The organism is Mesorhizobium sp. MC2-1-1 (assembly GCF_057597255.1).
The window spans coordinates 4,831,698-4,850,305 of the sequence record NZ_CP195205.1 but is presented as its reverse complement, the minus strand read 5'-3'; the positions used below and the strand labels follow the sequence as shown (position 1 = coordinate 4,850,305).

The window sequence follows — 18,608 nt, the reverse complement described above, 5'->3', positions numbered from 1 at the left end:
TGGATGGCCGAGACGCGTACGGAAGCGCTCCACCAGAATGCCGAGGGGCTCGATGTCCAAGCCCCGGAAGCCATTCTGGCGTCCCTGGCCAATGCCCAGATCGAGGCCGCCAAGGCCGTGCACGGGGCCATCCCGGCGATCGCCACCGCCGCCGAACTCATCGCCAGGCAACTGAAAGGCGGCGGCAGGCTCGCCTATGCGGCGGCCGGCAGCTCCGGCCTGATGGCCGTGGCCGATGCGCTGGAGCTTCCAGGAACGTTCGGCATTGCGCGCGACCGCATCGCCATCCTGATCGCGGGCGGCGACGAAGCCTTCCGCACGCTGGCCGGCGGACCGGAGGACGACACCGAGGAGGCTGCGGCGGCTGTCGCCGCCGCAGATATAGGCACGGGCGACTGCCTGATCGCCATCTCCGCCAGCGGCTCAACTTCCTATGCCGTCCAGGCTCTCCAGGACGCGCGGCACCGGGGGGCGGCGACCATCGCCATCGCCAACAACCGGGGGGCCAGGCTCTTCAAGCAAGCCGACGTCGCCATCCTGCTCGAAACGCCGCCGGAACTTATCGCCGGCTCGACGCGGATGGGCGCGGGCACCGCGCAGAAGATTGCGCTCAACATGCTTTCGACGCTGACCGCCATCCATCTCGGCCATGTCCATGACGGCTATATGGTCAACCTCATCGCCGACAACATCAAGCTGCGCGACCGCGCCGTGCGCATGGTTGCCGCCATCAGCGGCAAGAGCCGCGACGATGCCGCCCGCCTGCTCGAGGAAAGCGGCGGCGGCGTCAAGACAGCCATTCTGCTCGCCGCGGGCGCGGCCAGCGCCGACGCAGCCGAAAAGATACTGGAAAGAACCGGCCAGAAGCTCAGGCCGGCGCTTTCCGCGATCGAGGGGAGCAAGGGGCGCTGAGCCCCTGTTCTCATCAAAACCGAACCTGAAAAAGGTCAACAGGGAGACTGAAGATGAAGACCAAACTACTGACGGCCCTTCTGCTCGGCACAAGCATCCTGGGCACCACCGGAATAGCGCTCGCCGAAGACGTGACGCTCAACATCGAAAGCTGGCGCGGCGACGACCTGACCATCTGGAAGGACAAGCTGATCCCGGCCTTCGAAGCCAAGAACCCCGGCATCAAGGTGGTTTTCGCGCCTTCGGCCCCGACGGAGTATGACGCGGCGCTGGGCGCCAAGCTCGCCGCCGGCTCGGCGGGCGACCTGATCACCTGCCGCCCCTTCGACAAGTCGCTCGAATTGTTCAAGAAGGGCAACCTCGCAGACCTCACCACGCTTCCCGGCATGGAGAACTTCTCGCCCGTCGCCAAGGCCGCGTGGCAGACCGATGACGGCAAGTCGAGCTTCTGCGTGCCGATGGCCTCGGTCATCCACGGCTTCATCTACAACAAGGACGCCTTCGACAAGCTCGGCCTCAAGGTGCCGACCACGAATGAAGAGTTCTACGCCGTGCTCGACAAGATCAAGGCCGACGGCACCTATATCCCGATGGCGATGGGCACGAAGGATCTGTGGGAAGCCGCGACCATGGGCTACCAGAATATCGGCCCGAACTACTGGAAAGGCGAGGAAGGCCGCACGGCCCTGATCAAGGGTAAGCAGAAGCTGACCGATCCCGACTGGGTCGAGCCCTACAAGGAACTGGCCAAGTGGAAGCCCTATCTCGGCGACGGCTTCGAGGCGCAGACCTATCCCGACAGCCAGAACCTGTTCACGCTCGGCCGCGCCGCTATCTACCCGGCCGGCTCGTGGGAGATCGGCCTGTTCAACACGCAGGCCCAGTTCAAGATGGGCGCCTTCCCGCCGCCAGTGCAGAAGGCCGGCGACACCTGCTACATTTCCGACCACACCGATATCGGCATGGGCCTGAACGCCGCATCGAAGCATCAAGAGGCGGCCAAGAAGTTCCTGTCGTGGGTCGCCTCGCCGGACTTCGCCACCATTTATGCCAACGCGCTGCCGGGCTTCTTCAGCCTGAACTCGACGCCGGTGAAGATGGAAGATCCGCTGGCGCAGGAATTCGTTTCCTGGCGCGGCAAGTGCAAGTCGACCATCCGCTCGACCTATCAGATCCTGTCGCGCGGCACGCCTAACCTCGAGAACGAGACCTGGGTCGAATCGGCCAATGTGATCAACGGCACCGACACGCCGGAGGCCGCGGCCAAGAAGCTGCAGGATGGCCTCGACAGCTGGTACAAGCCGGCGAAGTAAGAGCATATGATCGCGATGCCGGCCGGGCGCGGGCCCGGCCGGCATCGAACAGTTCCAGATAGCGATTGTCGGCGCAGCCTCCCGGTCCTACCCTCGATCTCGCGGGGAAGACGGAGCCGATCTGTCGCTGGCCTTGGTTCTTCCCCAAGGGGATGATCGGGCCATGCATCGAGGCATCAGCTGGCATCACCTGAACTGGAACCCAGAGACGGCGGGGAACCGAACTCATGGCTACCGAACTCATGGCTGAAGAAACGCGACCGAAAAGACCGATCCGCTGGCATGTCGGCGTCTTCCTGGCGCCAGCGGTGCTGGTCTACACCGCTGTCATGATCCTGCCGTTGTTCGGCACCCTTCAGCTCTCCCTGTTCCGAAACATCGAACAGTCCCAGGTCTTTGTCGGGTTGGGCAATTTCCGCACGCTGTTCGGCGATCCGAACTGGTCGGTGAATTTCTGGAACGCGCTGAGGAACAATGTCTGGTTCTTCATCATCCACATGCTGGTGCAGAATCCGATCGGCATCCTGCTCGCGGCACTTCTCTCCAGCCCCAGGCTGCGCTTCACCGCCTTCTACCGCACGGCGATCTTCGTGCCGACGATCCTGTCCTTCGTCATCGTCGGCTTCGCCTGGAAGCTGATCCTGTCGCCGATCTGGGGCGTGGCGCCGCACCTGATGGATTTCGTCGGCTTGAAGAGCTTCTTCACGCCGTGGCTCGGCAAGGAGCAGTATGCGCTGACAGCGCTCAGCCTGGTCTCGGTCTGGCAGTTCGTCGGCATCCCGATGATGCTGATCTACGCGGCGCTGCTGTCTATCCCCGACGAAGTGATCGAGGCGGCCGAATGCGACGGCGTCACCGGCATGGCGCAGTTCTGGAAGATCAAGCTGCCGCTGATCCTGCCATCGATCGGCATCATTTCCATCCTGACCTTCGTCGGCAATTTCAACGCCTTCGACCTGATCTACACCGCGCAGGGCGCGCTCGCCGGGCCGAACTATTCGACCGACATCCTCGGCACCTACCTCTATCGCGCCTTCTTCGGGTTCCAGTTGCAGGTCGGCGATCCCAACATGGGTGCCGCCATCGCCACGATCATGTTCCTGATCATCCTCGCCGGCGTCTGCGTCTACCTGTTCCTCGTACAGACGCGTCTGCGTCGCTACCAGTTCTGAGGCGCGCCATGAGCATTGCAACCCGCTCGCTTCCCCGCACCATCGGCGCACATGCGATCCTTCTGACCTACACAGCGATCGCGCTGTTTCCGGTTATCCTGGTGGTGATGAATTCGTTCAAGTCGCGCGCTGGCATCTTCGGTGCGCCGCTGACTCCGCCAACGCCGAAGACCTTCGACCTGATCGGTTACACCACCGTCATCGGCCAGGGCGATTTCATCCACTATTTCCAGAACAGCCTCGTCGTCACCGTCGCCTCGCTGTTCTTCGTGCTTTTGTTCGGCGCGATGGCCGCCTTCGCATTGTCGGAATACCGCTTCCGCGGCAACACGCTGATGGGGCTTTACCTGGCGCTCGGCATCATGATCCCGATCCGCCTCGGCACCGTCGCCATCCTTCAGTTGATGGTGGCGACAGGGCTGGTCAACACATTAACAGCGCTGATCCTGGTCTACACCGCGCAAGGCCTGCCGCTGGCCGTCTTCATCCTGTCGGAATTCATGAAGCAGGTGTCGAACGATCTTAAGAACGCCGGACGCATAGACGGGCTGTCGGAATACACGATCTTCTTCCGCCTGGTGCTGCCACTGGTGCGGCCGGCAATGGCGACGGTTGCCGTCTTCACCATGATCCCGATCTGGAACGACCTTTGGTTCCCGCTGATCCTGGCGCCGTCGGAAGAGACCAAGACCGTGACGCTCGGCGCCCAGCTTTTCCTCGGCCAGTTCGTCACCAACTGGAACGCGATCCTGGCCGCGCTGTCGCTGGCGATCCTGCCGGTGCTGATCCTCTATGTCATCTTCTCGCGGCAGCTGATCCGCGGCATCACCTCGGGAGCGGTGAAGTGAGCGAGGGTCGGGATGTCATTGTTCAGGCTCTTGTCGAGGCCGGCAGCCGCTATGGATTTAGGGGCGTCAGCGGCACGAACTTCTATCGCGACGGGAAGGAGACGATCTGCCTGCTGAACCTGCAGAAATCCTCTTGGGGACCGCAGTTCTATATCAATGCCGCTGTCTGGTTCACGCGGTTCGGGGCGGAGCGCCGGCCGAAGGAACACAAATGCCAAATTCGTTGGCGTGTGGATTCGACAATGGAAGACGAACAATCAAAGGCATTCACGCAGGCACTCAACCTCGAGCAAGCCATGCCATCCGATCAGAGGCTTTCGCTGATCAAGGACGGGGTATCTGCCCATGGCTTCAAGCCTTTATCCCTCTGCGAAAGTGAACAAGCAGCTTTGCGAGTTGCAGATGAGCGCGGGCCACACGTGACGGTGGCTCTCAGCGCCCGTAGCCAAGAAAAGGCAAATTGAATGGCTCAACCCCTTCGCGTTGTCGTCGCCGGCCTCGGCAATATGGGCCGCAGCCATGCGCTGGCCTATCACACCAATCCCGGCTTCGAGATCGTGGCGCTGATCAACCGTTCCGACGTGCCGCTGCCGGAGGGCATGTCGGGCTATGGCATCAGGCGCTCCTTCGAGGAAGCGCTGCGCGACGAGAAGCCGGATGTGGCGGCGATCGCCACCTATTCCGACAGCCATGCCGATTATGCGGTGCGGGCCTTCGAGGCCGGCTGCCATGTCTTCGTCGAGAAGCCGCTGGCGACGACGGTTGCCGACGCGCAGCGCGTCGTCGATGCCGCCACGGCCAATGGCAGGAAACTGGTGATCGGCTACATCCTGCGCCACCACCCGTCCTGGATCCGGCTGATCGCCGAGGCGCGCAAGCTTGGCGGCCCCTACGTCTTCCGCATGAACCTCAACCAGCAGTCTTCCGGCCACACCTGGGAGACGCACAAGCAGCTGATGCGGACGACCTCGCCGATCGTCGACTGCGGCGTGCACTATCTCGACGTGATGCTGCAGATCACCGACGCGAAGCCCGTCGAGGTGCGCGGCATGGGCGTGCGGCTGACCGACGAGGTGGCGCCGTCGATGTACAATTACGGGCATTTGCAAGTGCTGTTCGAGGACGGTTCGGTCGGCTGGTACGAAGCCGGCTGGGGACCGATGATCTCGGAGACGGCCTTCTTCGTGAAGGACGTGATGTCGCCCAAGGGCTGCGTCTCGATCGTGATGAAGGAGGGCGTCAAGTCCGACGACATCGACACCCACACCAAGACCTCGACCATCCGGCTGCACAGCGCCGCAACCGGATCGGACGGCAAGTTCTCCACAGAGGACCAATTGCTGTCGATGAAAGGCGAGCCGGGGCATCAGGAGCTTTGCGACCTCGAACAGGCCTTCCTGCTCAAGGCCATCCGCGAAAATATCGACCTCACCCGCCACATGGATGATGCCGTGAAATCGCTCGCCGTCTGCCTCGCCGCCGACGAGAGCGTGCGCAGCGGCAACGCCGTCAAACTCTAGAACAGGAACGAAGCCGTGGGCTCGCTGAAGATCGAGAATGTGAAGAAGGCTTTCGGGCCGGTCGAGGTGCTGAAGGGCATCGACCTTCAGGTCAATGACGGCGAATTCGTCGTCTTCGTCGGCCCTTCCGGCTGCGGAAAGTCGACGCTGCTGCGCGTCATCGCCGGCCTGGAGGATTCGACCTCCGGCCGCGTGGTGATCGACGGGGCCGACGTCTCCGTCACGCCGCCGGCGAAGCGCGGCATCGCCATGGTGTTCCAGACCTACGCGCTCTATCCGCATCTGACGGTGAAGAACAACATGGCGCTGGGCCTCAAGCAGGCCGGCACGCCCGCGGCCGAGATCGAGCGCCGCATCAAGATCGCTTCCGCCATGCTGTCGCTCGAGCCCTATCTTGAGCGGCGACCGGCGGAACTGTCCGGCGGCCAACGCCAGCGCGTCGCAATCGGCCGCGCCGTGGTGCGCGAGCCGAAGCTGTTCCTGTTCGACGAACCGCTGTCCAATCTCGACGCCGCCTTGCGCGTCAACACCCGCCTGGAGATCGCGCAGTTGCACCGGCGGCTGAAGGCGACGATGATCTACGTGACTCACGACCAGGTCGAGGCGATGACGCTGGCCGACAGGATCGTGGTGCTCAATGCCGGCCGTATCGAGCAGATCGGCAGTCCAATGGAGCTCTACAATTCGCCGGCCAACGAATTCGTCGCCGGCTTCATCGGCTCGCCGAAGATGAATTTCATCGACGGCACCAGGCTGGGCGAGACGGCTAAGACCATCGGCGTGCGGCCGGAGCATCTGACGGTCGATACGAAGTCCGGCGCCTGGAAAGGCACGGTGGTGCATGCCGAGCATCTCGGCGCCGACACCAACCTCTATCTCGACTGCGAGAAAGCCGGGCTGATCACGGTGCGCATCTTTGGCGTCTACAATGCCGAGCCCGGCGCGACGCTCTATGCGACGCCCGACGCGGCGAAGACGTATCGGTTCGGGGCGGACGGTAAGGTGCTGAAGTAGCGCCGCGACGGTTGAGGAGTGCTCCAGCGGAGTGCACCCTCAAAGATTGAATGGCCCCGAGCCGCATAATTCTGCTGCGCCGAGATCCTTCCAGCACCCCATCGCCGGTTCGCGGCCACCTTCTCCCACGAAGGGGGAAGGTGATGTCGGCGCTATTCGTCAGCCTTGAACGTCTGCTTCTGTTGGCCCATGCCTTCGATACCGAGTTCGACGACGTCGCCTGCCTTCAGGAACACCGGCGGCTTCATGCCGAGGCCAACGCCGGGCGGTGTGCCGGTGGAGATGATGTCGCCGGGATGCAGCGACATGAACTGGCTGAGATATGACACCAGATACTTCACGCCATAGACCATGGTCTTGGTCGAGCCGTTCTGCATGGTCTTGCCGTTGACGGTCAGCCACATCTTCAGGTTCTGCGGGTCGGCGACCTCGTCCTTGGTCACCAGCCACGGCCCGATCGGTCCGAAGGTGTCGCAGGACTTGCCTTTGGTCCACTGGCCCTGTCGCTCGGCCTGGAACGCGCGCTCGGATACGTCATGCGAGACGCAGTAGCCGGCAACATAATCCAGAGCGTCGTCCTCGCTGACATATTTGGCGGTCTTGCCAATGACCACACCAAGCTCGACCTCCCAATCGGTCTTGACCGAGCCGCGCGGGATCAGCACGTCGTCGTCCGGTCCGACGATCGCCGAGCTTGCCTTCATGAAGATGATCGGCTCCGAGGGCACCGTGGCGCCGGTTTCGGCCGCGTGGTCGGAATAGTTGAGCCCAATGCAGATGAACTTGCCGGTGCCGGCGACGCAGGCACCCATGCGCGGCTTGCCGGAGACGGCGGGAAGCGATTTCGGGTCGAGCCTGGAGAGCATTTCCAGCGTCGCCGGATGGAGCGCGGTGCCGGCGATGTCGGCGACATAGGCCGAAAGGTCGCGGATCGTCCCATCAGCATCGAGGAGGCCGGGCTTCTCGCTGCCTGGCTCACCGTAGCGCAACAACTTCATCTTGCTTCTCCACCTTGCGGCCTGCGGCCGTTTCACAAATTCCCGTCAAAGCCAGCGGACCCTAGTCGCCGACCCGCTCCACGGCAAGCAAGCCCCGCGCCCGGTGCCGAACGAGTGGCGGAATTTCCAGACGCCTCGATCCGACAAGCCGCCGCCAACCCCTTCCGCCCTGCCCCTCAGATCGACCAGCCGCCATCGATATTGTAGGCCTGGCCTGACGTGTAGGTGGCGCCGGCCAGATAAACGGCGAGATCGGCGATTTCCTCGGGCGTGCCCAGTCTGCCCATCGGCTGGCGAGCGATGAAGGCCGCGCGCGCCGCCTCATAATCGCCCTGCGCATGCATGCGGTCCTGCAGCGACGGGCTTTCGACCGTGCCCGGGCAGATGGCGTTGCAGCGGATGCCCTTGGCGACATAGTCGGCGGCGACCGCCTTGGTCAGGCCGACGACCGCCGCCTTGGTCAGGCCGTAGGCGAAGCGGTTAGGCACGCCCTTTTGCGAACTCGCCAGCGACGCCATGTTGATGATCGAGCCGTCGCCGCGCTCCAGCATGCCGGGCAGCACGGCGCGGATGGTGCGGATCATCGAACGGACGTTGAGGTTGAGCGCGAAGTCGAGGTCCTCGTCCTTCATCTCAAGGATCGAGCCGGCATGGACGAAGCCGGCGCAGTTGAACAGGACGTCGACCCGGCCGATCGCGGCGAAGGCGGAAGCGACGGCCGCGTCGTTCAGCACATCGAGCTTGCGGGTCTTTATCCCGGAAGTCTTGGCTAGGTCGGCAAGAAGCGGCTCATTGATGTCGGTCGCATGCACCGTGGCGCCGGCCTTGGCAAAGGCCAACGCGCTTGCCCGCCCGATGCCTTGCGCCGCCGCGGTCACGACGACCACCTTGCCTGCCAGATCCGCCATGCCTCTTCTCCTCGTCCGCCCTATGCGGCCGCCTTTACCTATGTCCGGCCGTGGCGTCGAGTGCCAGACAACGGGCAGCCCTAGGCTTCACAGATAAAGATGTTCTTTCTCGTTAAAGAGCACGTATGCAAGCGTCAAGCCCGAACGCGATCACCTTCGCGGCAGCGGCCGGCTCCGGCTCACCGAAAGCCGTCGAGCCGAGAGCGCCGTGATTAAAGCTGGGCATCAGTCGCCGTAGGGCACCCAGACGTTCTTGATTTCGATGGCGCGGCGCATGAAAGCTTCGCCCGCTGCTTCGCCCGAAGCCCAGTCGAGCGTGCGGCCGTTGCCGGTCCAGACGCGCTTCAAGTTGCCGATGGAGTCGGCCTCCGCCCTGGCGCAGGTGTCGGCATCGGCGAACACCCAGAGGCCGTCGACGTCATCATGCTTGGCCAGCACACCGGCCAGCTCCGCGCCGCGGCCAGTGACAATGTTGATGGCGCCGGCCGGAATGTCGGAATATTCGATCACCTGATAGAGATCGGTGGCCAACAGAGGATGCCTCTCGGACGGCACAGCCACCACGGTGTTGCCCATGGCAAGCGCCGGCGCCACCAGCGAGATGAAACCGAGCAGCGGCTGGTTGTCCGGCGCGACGATGCCGACAACGCCGACGGGTTCATGCAGCGCCAGTGTCACGACGCGCGCCGGCGGCTGGTGGACGCGGCCTTCGAACTTGTCGGTCAGGCCGGCATAAAGGAACAACCGCTCGATCGACTGCTCGACCTCCTCGCGCGCCGCCTTGACGGCGACACCGGTCAATTGGACGAGGCGCGCGGCGAACTCGTCGGCTCGGCCGGACAGGTTCTCTGCAAAATAGTACAGCACCTGGCTGCGGTTGAATGCTGTCGCCTCCGGCCAGGCCTTGCACGCGCGGGCGGCAGAAACCGCGTCGCGGATATCCTTGCGGTTGCCGAGCCCGACTTCGCCGGCCAGCTTACCCTTTGCGGTGACGATCCCGAGCGAATAGTTGCCGTCCGGGCGCACCTGCTTGCCGCCGATGAACAGCTTTGCGGTGCGGTCGATGAGCGCTCCGTCGGCTTGTTCGACAGGCTGGGTCGAGCCGGCCGCAGCCGGCTTGATGACCGGGCCGACTGGGAGCTTCGCCGCGAGATACTCGAACATGCCTTCCCGGCCGCCTTCACGGCCAAAGCCGCTTTCGCGATAACCGCCGAAGCCGCAGGCCGCGTCGAACATGTTGGTGCCGTTGACCCAGACGACGCCGGCCTTCAATTGCGGCGCGACATGCAGCGCAAGATTGACGTTCTCGCTCCACACCGAAGCGGCAAGGCCGTAGCGCGTGTTGTTGGCAAGCTCGATCGCCTCCTCGGTGTTGCGGAAGGTCATCGTCGCCAGCACCGGGCCGAACACCTCCTCCTGCGCCAGGATGTTAGCCGGCGAAACAGAGGTCGCCAGCGTCGGCAGGTGATAGTAGCCTGTCGTCGGCAAGGCGGCGTCCGGCTGCCAGCAAACAGCACCTTGTTTCGCGCCCTCCGCGATCAAACCTTTGACGCGGTCGAGCTGGGTACGGTCGACGAGCGGGCCGATGTCGGTGTTCTTGTCGAGCGGACTGCCGACGCGCAGCCGGCTCATCCTGGCCTTGACCTTGGCGATGAGGGCTTCCGCGATGCCTTCCTGGACCAGGAGGCGCGAGCCGGCGCAGCAGACCTGGCCCTGGTTGAACCAGATGCCATCGACCAGACCCTCGACGGCGCTGTCGAGATCGGCGTCCTCGAAGACGATGAAGGCCGACTTGCCGCCGAGCTCCAGCGACAGTTTTTTCCCAGAGCCGGCCGTTGCCTTGCGGATGATCTTGCCGACTTCGGAAGAGCCGGTGAAGGCGATCTTCTGGACGCCGGGATGGTTGACGATCGCGGCACCCGCTTCCGGTCCGCCCTGGACGATGTTGACGACACCCTTGGGCACGCCGGCCCGCTCGCAGATCTCGGCGAACAATATGGCGGTGAGCGGCGTGAACTCGGCCGGCTTCAGCACCACCGTGCAGCCGGCAGCCAGAGCCGGCGCGATCTTCCAGGCGAGCATCAGCAGCGGGAAGTTCCACGGGATGACCTGGCCCACGACGCCGACCGGCTTGTGGTCGGGAAAATCCTTCTCGAGCGTCTGCGCCCAGCCGGCGTGATGGATGAAATGTCGGATCGCCAGCGGCACGTCGATGTCGCGGCTCTCGCGGATCGGCTTGCCATTGTCGATCGATTCCAGCACCGCGAACAGGCGCTGGTGGCGCTGCATGGCGCGGCCGACGGCATAGAGCACTTTCGCCCTGGCGTAGCCCGAGCTGGCGCTCCATTTCGGCAGCGCCCTGCCGGCCGCCGCGACCGCGGCATCGATTTCGGCGGCGCCGGCATCCGACACCTTGGCCAGCAGCTTGCCGGAGGACGGTTCGCTGGTCTCGAAAGTCTTGCCGCTGGCCGCGGCCTTCCAGGCGCCGTCGATGAACAGGGCCTTGGAGAAATCGCGCGAGGCGAGCCACGCATCGGCTTCGTTGCGGGCTTCCGGCGCCGGGCCGTATTCCATGGCGTGATAGCGTTCGAGGATGTTCATGGGGGCTCCGCAATTATCTTGGAGGGCACCCCTTCGCGCCCCCTCTGTCCTACCGGGCATCTCCACCTCAAGGGTGGAGATCGCCTCACGCCATCGCGTGGCGATGGTTCGCCGAATAGTGGCCGGTCAAATGATGTTCGAGCTGGCGTTCGATGTCGGTGAGCAGGCTGGATGCACCGAAGCGGAACAGCTCCGGCTCGAGCCAGGGCCGGCCGAGCTCTTCCTTCATCAGCACCAGCCAGTCGAGCGCGACCTTGGCTGTCGAGATGCCGCCGGCCGGCTTGAAGCCGATGAGAAAGCCGGTTTCCTCGAAATAGGCGCGGATGGCGCGTACCATGGCGAGGCCCACGGGAAGCGTGGCGTTGACGCTTTCCTTGCCGGTCGAGGTCTTGATGAAATCGGCGCCCGCCATCATCGCCACCATGGAGGCGAGCATCACATTGCGCAAAGTTGCGAGGTCGCCAGTGCCGAGGATGACCTTGAGATGGGCGTCGCCGCAGGCGGCGCGCATGGCGACGATCTCGTTGAACAGTTCGCGCCACTTGGCGCCGTAGACAAGGCCGCGCGGAATGACGACGTCGATCTCGTCGGCGCCGTCCTTGACCGACGCCTCGATCTCCTGCAGGCGGGTCGAAAGCGGCGCAAGCCCGTGCGGAAAGGCGGTGGAGACAGCGGCGACATGGACGCCGGTGCCGCGCAGCGCGTCGACCGCGGTGGCGACGAAGGGATGGTAGACGCAGACCGCCGCCGGACGGATGGTTTCGCCCGTAATGCCGAGGCCCTCGACGATGTCCTTGCGCAGCGGGTTGATCGCCTTGGCGCAGAGCCGCCGCACCCGCTCGTCGGTGTCGTTGGAATTCAGGGTGGTGAGGTCCATGCAGGCGATGGCGCGCAGCAGCCAGGCGGCCTGGTTGTCGGCCTTGATCGAGCGCCGCTTGGTGAGCGTGGCGGCGCGGCGCTCCAGCGCCGAGCGGTTGACGCTGCGCACCGACTCCAGGAAGCCGAGATCGAGCTTCATGCCGGGGTTGCGGGCAATGCCGTGCTCCGGGGGCATCGGCGTGTTGGCGGCGGCGCGCGCCGGTAGCGGCATCACCTTGGAAGCTCCAGCGCCTGCTTCGCGGATCGTGCTCATCTCCTGCCCTTTCACTCAGCGACTTGCGCCGAAGGATAGCCCGTGAAGCGATGCTTCACGAGTCTTTCAAAGGCTCATAGCGGAAAAAGGCAGCAAAAGCAGCCGATTTTGACCGCATGGTCAAAATGGAATGGCGTAATCTCAGCCGACGAAGGCGCGCTCGACGACGAAGCTTGCCGGATGGCTCAAGGAGCCTTCCTGGAAGCCGAGGCTTTCGGCAAGTTCCTTGACGTCCTTTAGCATGTGCATCGAACCGCAGATCATCACGCGGTCGGTCTCGGGGTCGAGCTTCTCGATGCCGAGATCCGAATAGAACTTGCCCGAGCCGATCAGCGCGGTGATGCGGCCCATGCGCGCCGATTCCTCGCGGGTCGTCGAATTGTAGAGCGTGACGCGGCCGGCGGTCAGTTCGCCGATCAACGGGTCGCTTTCAAGCGCCGCCACCAGTTCCTGACCGTAAGTGAGTTCGGCATTGTCGCGGCAGGTGTGGGTGAGGATGACGTGATCGAACTTCTCATAGGTGTCAGGATCGCGCAGCAGGCTGGCGAAGGGCGCGATGCCGGTTCCGGTCGAGATCATGAACAGGCGCTTGGCGGGCGTCAGCGCATCGAGCACCAGCGTACCGGTCGCCTTCTGACGCATAATCACGGTGTCGCCGACCTGGATCTTCTGCAGTTCGGAGGTGAGCGGACCATCCGGCACCTTGATCGAGAAAAATTCGAGCTCGTCGTCCCAGGCGGGGCTGGCGACGGAATAGGCGCGGAAGATCGGCTTCTCGGCATTGGGCAGGCCGATCATGACAAACTCGCCGGAGCGGAACCGCAGCGACTGCGGGCGGGTGATGCGGAAGGAGAACAACCGGTCGGTATAATGCTTCACCGACACCACGGTCTCGGCATAGACATTGGCCGGGATCGGGAACTGCAGCGGCTTGGCGCTGGCGGTATTCAATGCGGATGTCGTGTTCATCAAACCCAACTTTCCGGCCCAGACGCGAGGCCTTGGCGCCAAATTGCTCCCTGCGCGTCCGAACGCTCGGCTCCGACGCACTTCCGGCACACTGCCAACAGTAGGCCCTTGTGTTGGAAAGTTATTAGTATACAAACGATCTTGCGGTCAAGATCGAGGCGTAAAACGCCTTTCCAAACTGGGACATATCCGTAGTTTTAGCATTTCGGGTTTCGACAATGGATGAGAAATTTTCGGCGTCGGCGGGAAATGTTGTCGCAGGCATTGATGTCGGCGGGACCTTCACCGACCTCCTCCTCATCGACGGCAAGGCAGGCGGCAAGGTCCATATCGCCAAGACCCCGACGACGGTGGAAAATCAAGCCTTTGGCGTGGTCGCCGCGCTCGGCGCCACCGGCTTTCCAATCGACGGCATCGACCTCATCGTGCATGGCACGACGACCACGACCAACGCCGTGCTGGAGCGCCGACTGGCACGGACCGGCATGATCACGACGCGCGGCTTTCGCGACGTAATCGAGCTTGGCCGGCGCACGAGGCCGCAGGCCTATGGCATGACGGGAACCTTCGTGCCGGTCATTCCACGTGATCTGAGGCTCGAAGTGTCGGAGCGCGTCGAGGCTTCCGGCGCCGTGCGCATTCAACTCGACGAAGGCGAGATGCGCGATGCGGTGAAGAAGTTGCTCGCCGCCGGCTGCGAGTCGCTGGTGATCCATTTCCTGCATTCCTACGCCAACCCCGCGCATGAACGACGGGCGGCGGAGATCGCGGCGGAGCTTTGGCCCAACGGCCATATCACCACCGGTCACGCGCTGCTTTCGGAAGCGCGCGAGTTCGAGCGTGGCGTGACGGCGGCGGTCAACGCCTCGGTGCAGCCGATCCTCGAACGCTATGTCGAACGCCTGCGCAAGGAACTAGCGGCAAAGGGCTACGCCCGCGACTTCCTGATCATGAACGGCAATGGCGGCATGATCTCGGCCCGTTTCGTGACGCTGGAATCGGCCAAGACCGTGATGTCCGGCCCGGCTTCGGGCGTGATCGCCGCCGCCTATACCGGAAAGCGCGCCGGCTTCGGCAATCTCGTGACCTACGACATGGGCGGCACCTCGACCGATGTGGCGCTGATCCGCAATGCGGAGCCCGCCGTGTCCAACGAGATCGAGATCGAATATGCGATGCCGATCCATGTGCCGATGGTGGCGGTGCATACCGTCGGCGCCGGCGGCGGCTCGATCGCGCGTGTCGACGCGGCCGGGCTGATCCAGATCGGCCCGGAGAGCGCCGGCGCCAATCCCGGCCCGATCTGCTACGGGCGCGGCGGCACGGAGCCGACCATCACCGACGCCAACCTTGTGCTCGGCCGGCTGGCCCCGAAGAAATTGCTGGCGGTCGACAATCCGGTCACCGTCGAGCGAGTCACCGGCATTTTCGAGGAAAAGATCGGCAAGCGCGCCGGCCTTTCCGGTGTCGAGGCGGCCGGCGCGGTGCTGCGGCTCGGCAACATGAAGATGGCCGGCGCCATCCGCATGGTATCCGTCTCGCGCGGCCATGATCCGCGCGATTTCGCGCTGTTCGCCTTTGGCGGCGCCGGACCGCTGCACGCAACGGCGCTTGCCCGCGAACTTGGCCTGCCCCGCGTTCTGGTGCCGGCGCGGCCGGGCATCACCAACGCGCTCGGCTGCGTCGTCGCTGACCTCCGCCACGACTTCGTCAACACGATCAACCAACCGGTCAAGTTGCTCGACGAGGCTTCGCTTCAAGAGGTATTGGAACGGCACCGTACCGAAGGCGAAGCACTGATCGCCAAGGAAGCGGTGAAGCCCGACGCGATCCGTGTGACGCACTCAGCCGACATGCAATTCGTTGGCCAGACGCACATCATCAACGTGCCGCTGCCGTCGTCCTCGGTTTCACGAGAAACGCTGCAGCTTCTGTTCGAAAAGGCCTATTTCGCCCGCTTCAAGGTCGAGTTGCCGGAAATCCGCGCCAACCTCGTCAACCTGAACACGTCGGTCACCGGCGTGCGGCCCCAAATCGACCTGTCGCGGCTGATCGATCCTGCGGGGCGCGCGGGGACGCTTGACGAAGCGCGGCGCGAAGTCCGGCCGGTCTGGTATCACGGCACCTGGCATGACACGCCAGTCTATGCCCGGGAAAAGCTGCCTCTCGATGCCATGATCGAAGGACCGGCGATCCTGGAACAGATGGACGCCACCACGGTGCTCGAACCCGGCGACCGGGCGCGCTCGGACGCGGACGGCAACATCATTATCGACATCGGCGAGGCTAAGGGATGAGCACGCTCGACACGATCACGCTTTCGGTTCTGCAGGCCGCCCTGCAGCAGGTCTGCGACGAGATGGACCTGACCTTCTCGCGCGCCGCCTTCTCCCCGGTCATCGCCGAGGCCAACGACCGTTCAGACGGCATCTATTCGGCGGTAGATGGCTCGCTGATCGCGCAAGGCAGCCAGGGCCTGCCGGTGTTCGTCGGCGTCATGCAGTACTCGACGAGGACGGTCATCGAGATGATCGCCGACGGCCGTTGCCTGACGCCCGAACCCGGCGATATCTACATCGTCAACGATCCTTATCTCGGCGGCACGCATCTGATGGATGTGCGCTTCGTCATGCCGGTCTATCGCGGCGGCAAGATCTTTTGCTGGCTGTCCAACACCGGTCACTGGCCGGATATCGGTGGCTCGGTGCCGGGTGGGTTTTCGGCCTCGGCCACCGCGGTCGAGCAAGAGGGCCTGCGGCTGCCGCCGGTAAAACTGTTCAAGAAGGGCGTGCTCGATCCCGAGATCTACGCCATCATCTGCTCGAACATCCGCGTCGCCGACCAACGTATCGGCGACATTCGCGCACAGGCCGCGGCGCTGCTGATCGGCCAGGACAGGCTCAATGAAATCCTTGATCGTTACGGAGACGAAACCGTCGTCGAGGCGATCGCCGAGCTGCGCCGCCGCGCCGCCGAGCAGATGCGCGCCTCGATCGCCGTCATCCCCGACGGCGTCTACCGCTCGCAGGCCTTCGTCGATTCCGACGGCGTGGTGAACGAGCCGCTGACCATCAATCTCGCCGTCGAGAAGCAGGGCGACACGCTCACCTTCGATTTCGCCGGCTCCTCGAAACCCTGCGCGGGCCCAATGAACAGCGTGCTGGCGACGACCTTGTCGTCGGTCTATCTCGCCATGCGCCATATCTTCCCGGAAGTGCCGATCAGCGCCGGCGCCTTCGAGCCGCTGAACGTCAGGCGGCCGGAAGGCACGTTCCTCGACGCGAAATATCCGCGGCCCGTGTCGGGCTGCGCGGCGGAGGTTTCACAGCGCATCGCCGAGGCTGTGTTCGCCGCGATGGTGCAGGCATTGCCGGAAAAGGTGACGGCGGCCCCCGCCGGCTCCAGTGGCAATTTCGCGCTTGGCGGCAACGATCCGGCGCGTGGCCGCGACTATGTGATGTACCAGATCTCCGGCGGCGGCTATGGCGGCAATGCCGGCCATGACGGTTTGAGCAATGGCTGCTCGACCATCGGCATCTCGAAGTCGCCGCCGGTCGAGATCATGGAGCAGGCCTTCCCGGTGCTCTACCGGCATTACGCGCTGCGCGAAGGCTCCGGCGGCGCGGGCAAGCATCGCGGCGGCTTCGGGCTCGCCTATGAGGTCGAGATCCTGCGCGGCGAAGCGCGTGCGTCCTTCGTCATGGATCATGGCCGTTTTGGCCCGCAAGGCGCGCTCGGCGGCAGCGACGGCGCGCCGAACAGCGTGACCGTGTTCCGGGCCGGCGAAGCGCATGTGCCGCCGCATCTCTCGAAAGAGCAGGACATCGCGCTCAAGGCCGGCGACCGCGTTCGCGTCGGCACGCCTGGCGGCGGCGGCTATGGCGATCCGCGCGAGCGAGATCCGAAGCAAATCGCCGAAGATATTAGACTTGGCTACTATACAGCCGAGCAAATCAGGGAAATGTTTGGCGTCGTTGCTTACCCGGAGGGATAGCAGGATTTCTACATTTTTCCTATAATGCATAGATTCGCCGTTTATTGCCAAGATACTTAATTCCTATGTAATCGGATAACGATATATTAAGCCCTCGAATATAGCGATTGGCCGCAACGCGGGTTGGGGACATACGTTCATGGGCACGCTTGACAGCTTGCTTGGGGGCACGGGCTTGCCGGGCATGCCGCGATCGCACGCCGGCGAGCAGGCCGATATCGCGCGAACTTCAAGTATCTCTTATAAATTGCTTATCCTCTGCCTGCTTTATATTGCCGTGGCGGCTTTGTGCTGGCCGGCGCAATATTATCATATGGCGCAGCGCTATTTGTCCCTGTTCACGATGTGGGGCTCACTCTCCGTCTTCGTCGTCATGATTCCAGCAGCAGTGATCATTTCTCCAAGATCACCGGTCGGGTATCTCGCGTCTTCGCTGAGATGGAACTGGCGGCGGGCATTGACTGTGCTGGTGGTCTTTGTCTTGTCGCTCGCCGCCTTCACAACCTACAAGGTAAATATCCCGGACATCATGCCTTTCTACAGCGACAAGGCGTTGGCCGACATAGGTGAGCTTCTGCACGGTCAGGCGCCATGGCGAATTGCTCATTCATTCGATTCCGATACCCTGGCGATGCTTGTGGCGCTAGCCTATTCCAAGTTCTGGTTTATCGAATGGTACGGCATGGTGCTCTTTGCAGCACTGTGCGCCAATCGACTACTGCATCTTCGCTATCTCACGGCGCTTGCGCTCGTCACCATGGTGGTCGGAACGCTCATGGCGACGGCCTTCTCATCCGTCGGCCCGATCTTCTATGACGAATTTGTAGGCGGCGAGCGTTATGCGGAACTTCTGCAAGTGCTGAAGCAGCATCCATACAACGCGCATGTGCTGCAGTATTCCGATTACCTGCTGGCAAGTCACAGGGCCGACAAGCCGGCGCTTGGCTCCGGGATCTCGGCCATGCCCAGCATGCATGTGGCGATCGCTACCGTGAACGCCTTCTACCTCGGGCGCCTCAGCCGTTGGCTCGGGCTCGTAGGCTGGGCATTCGCCATCTTCATCCTGTTTGGATCCATCTACACGGGATGGCACTATGCTGTTGACGGCTACATTGCGATGCTGGTCGTCGCCGTGATCTGGCGATGCACCGCAGGCATTCTGGTCGGCGAGGCCGAAGCTTCCCGTTCGCCGACGAGCGCATTACAGCCTTCGGCCGCGACATGACC

15 protein-coding genes are annotated in these 18,608 nt (G+C 63.5%); 10 read left to right on the top strand and 5 right to left on the bottom strand.

Annotation, left to right across the window (positions count from 1 at the left end):
- Nucleotides 1-3 precede the first annotated feature (3 nt).
- From ACR64R_RS24050 to ACR64R_RS24020, 7 genes are all read left to right on the top strand, one after another.
- Nucleotides 4-912 carry an N-acetylmuramic acid 6-phosphate etherase gene (locus tag ACR64R_RS24050; RefSeq protein WP_487358739.1) on the top strand — a complete coding sequence of 303 codons (909 nt, stop codon included), beginning with the start codon at nt 4-6 and terminating at the stop codon, nt 910-912.
- 53 nt (nt 913-965) lie between these two features.
- Nucleotides 966-2,225, top strand: a complete 1,260-nt coding sequence (locus ACR64R_RS24045; protein WP_487358738.1) for an ABC transporter substrate-binding protein — start codon at nt 966-968, stop codon at nt 2,223-2,225.
- A gap of 242 nt (nt 2,226-2,467) precedes the next feature.
- Nucleotides 2,468-3,397, top strand: coding sequence for a carbohydrate ABC transporter permease (locus ACR64R_RS24040; protein WP_487362535.1), 930 nt, complete (start codon nt 2,468-2,470; stop codon nt 3,395-3,397).
- Between the two features lie 8 nt (nt 3,398-3,405).
- Nucleotides 3,406-4,245: a carbohydrate ABC transporter permease gene (locus tag ACR64R_RS24035; protein ID WP_487358737.1), complete on the top strand. Its 840-nt coding sequence runs from the start codon at nt 3,406-3,408 to the stop codon at nt 4,243-4,245.
- Nucleotides 4,242-4,709, top strand: coding sequence for a DUF4304 domain-containing protein (locus ACR64R_RS24030; protein WP_487358736.1), 468 nt, complete (start codon nt 4,242-4,244; stop codon nt 4,707-4,709). The genes ACR64R_RS24035 and ACR64R_RS24030 overlap by 4 nt, the downstream gene beginning before the upstream one ends.
- Nucleotides 4,710-5,765, top strand: a complete 1,056-nt coding sequence (locus ACR64R_RS24025) for a Gfo/Idh/MocA family protein (protein WP_487358735.1) — start codon at nt 4,710-4,712, stop codon at nt 5,763-5,765.
- Nucleotides 5,766-5,780: 15 nt separating this feature from the next.
- Nucleotides 5,781-6,779 (top strand): ABC transporter ATP-binding protein, encoded by a 999-nt coding sequence (locus ACR64R_RS24020; protein ID WP_487358734.1) that lies wholly within the window; start codon nt 5,781-5,783, stop codon nt 6,777-6,779.
- Between the two features lie 152 nt (nt 6,780-6,931).
- Here the strand turns inward: ACR64R_RS24020 and ACR64R_RS24015 are convergent, their stop codons facing one another.
- The 5 genes from ACR64R_RS24015 to ACR64R_RS23995 form a co-directional block, all read right to left on the bottom strand.
- Complete coding sequence (locus tag ACR64R_RS24015; protein WP_487358733.1) at nt 6,932-7,777, bottom strand: fumarylacetoacetate hydrolase family protein; 846 nt, start codon at nt 7,775-7,777, stop codon at nt 6,932-6,934.
- A gap of 176 nt (nt 7,778-7,953) precedes the next feature.
- A complete protein-coding gene (locus tag ACR64R_RS24010) occupies nt 7,954-8,685 on the bottom strand; it encodes an SDR family oxidoreductase (RefSeq protein ID WP_487358732.1) in 732 nt (243 codons plus the stop codon).
- A gap of 225 nt (nt 8,686-8,910) precedes the next feature.
- Complete coding sequence (locus tag ACR64R_RS24005) at nt 8,911-11,286, bottom strand: aldehyde dehydrogenase family protein (protein WP_487358731.1); 2,376 nt, start codon at nt 11,284-11,286, stop codon at nt 8,911-8,913.
- An 85-nt stretch (nt 11,287-11,371) separates the two neighbouring features.
- Entirely contained in the window at nt 11,372-12,418 is a 1,047-nt protein-coding gene (gene deoC / locus ACR64R_RS24000) for a deoxyribose-phosphate aldolase (protein WP_487358730.1), read from the bottom strand.
- A 141-nt stretch (nt 12,419-12,559) separates the two neighbouring features.
- The gene (locus ACR64R_RS23995) at nt 12,560-13,387 is read right to left on the bottom strand and encodes a ferredoxin--NADP reductase (protein WP_487358729.1); all 828 of its coding nucleotides are present in this window, start codon (nt 13,385-13,387) and stop codon (nt 12,560-12,562) included.
- Nucleotides 13,388-13,605: 218 nt separating this feature from the next.
- Here ACR64R_RS23995 and ACR64R_RS23990 point away from each other — a divergent pair, with 218 nt between their 5' ends.
- The 3 genes from ACR64R_RS23990 (at nt 13,606) to ACR64R_RS23980 (ending at nt 18,606) form a co-directional block, all read left to right on the top strand.
- A complete protein-coding gene (locus ACR64R_RS23990; protein ID WP_487358728.1) occupies nt 13,606-15,684 on the top strand; it encodes a hydantoinase/oxoprolinase family protein in 2,079 nt (692 codons plus the stop codon).
- The gene (locus ACR64R_RS23985; protein WP_487358727.1) at nt 15,681-17,381 is read left to right on the top strand and encodes a hydantoinase B/oxoprolinase family protein; all 1,701 of its coding nucleotides are present in this window, start codon (nt 15,681-15,683) and stop codon (nt 17,379-17,381) included. The genes ACR64R_RS23990 and ACR64R_RS23985 overlap by 4 nt, the downstream gene beginning before the upstream one ends.
- 139 nt (nt 17,382-17,520) lie before the next feature.
- Complete coding sequence (locus tag ACR64R_RS23980; RefSeq protein ID WP_487358726.1) at nt 17,521-18,606, top strand: phosphatase PAP2 family protein; 1,086 nt, start codon at nt 17,521-17,523, stop codon at nt 18,604-18,606.
- Nucleotides 18,607-18,608 lie beyond the last annotated feature (2 nt).

Coding starts and splice junctions, on each gene's coding strand:
- ACR64R_RS24050 (WP_487358739.1), top strand. CDS start 4: ATGGCCGAGACGCGTACGGAAGCGCTCCACCAGAATGCCGAGGGGCTC.
- ACR64R_RS24045 (WP_487358738.1), top strand. CDS start 966: ATGAAGACCAAACTACTGACGGCCCTTCTGCTCGGCACAAGCATCCTG.
- ACR64R_RS24040 (WP_487362535.1), top strand. CDS start 2,468: ATGGCTGAAGAAACGCGACCGAAAAGACCGATCCGCTGGCATGTCGGC.
- ACR64R_RS24035 (WP_487358737.1), top strand. CDS start 3,406: ATGAGCATTGCAACCCGCTCGCTTCCCCGCACCATCGGCGCACATGCG.
- ACR64R_RS24025 (WP_487358735.1), top strand. CDS start 4,710: ATGGCTCAACCCCTTCGCGTTGTCGTCGCCGGCCTCGGCAATATGGGC.
- ACR64R_RS24015 (WP_487358733.1), bottom strand. CDS start 7,777: ATGAAGTTGTTGCGCTACGGTGAGCCAGGCAGCGAGAAGCCCGGCCTC.
- ACR64R_RS24010 (WP_487358732.1), bottom strand. CDS start 8,685: ATGGCGGATCTGGCAGGCAAGGTGGTCGTCGTGACCGCGGCGGCGCAA.
- ACR64R_RS24005 (WP_487358731.1), bottom strand. CDS start 11,286: ATGAACATCCTCGAACGCTATCACGCCATGGAATACGGCCCGGCGCCG.
- deoC (WP_487358730.1), bottom strand. CDS start 12,418: ATGAGCACGATCCGCGAAGCAGGCGCTGGAGCTTCCAAGGTGATGCCG.
- ACR64R_RS23995 (WP_487358729.1), bottom strand. CDS start 13,387: ATGAACACGACATCCGCATTGAATACCGCCAGCGCCAAGCCGCTGCAG.
- ACR64R_RS23990 (WP_487358728.1), top strand. CDS start 13,606: ATGGATGAGAAATTTTCGGCGTCGGCGGGAAATGTTGTCGCAGGCATT.
- ACR64R_RS23985 (WP_487358727.1), top strand. CDS start 15,681: ATGAGCACGCTCGACACGATCACGCTTTCGGTTCTGCAGGCCGCCCTG.
- ACR64R_RS23980 (WP_487358726.1), top strand. CDS start 17,521: ATGGGCACGCTTGACAGCTTGCTTGGGGGCACGGGCTTGCCGGGCATG.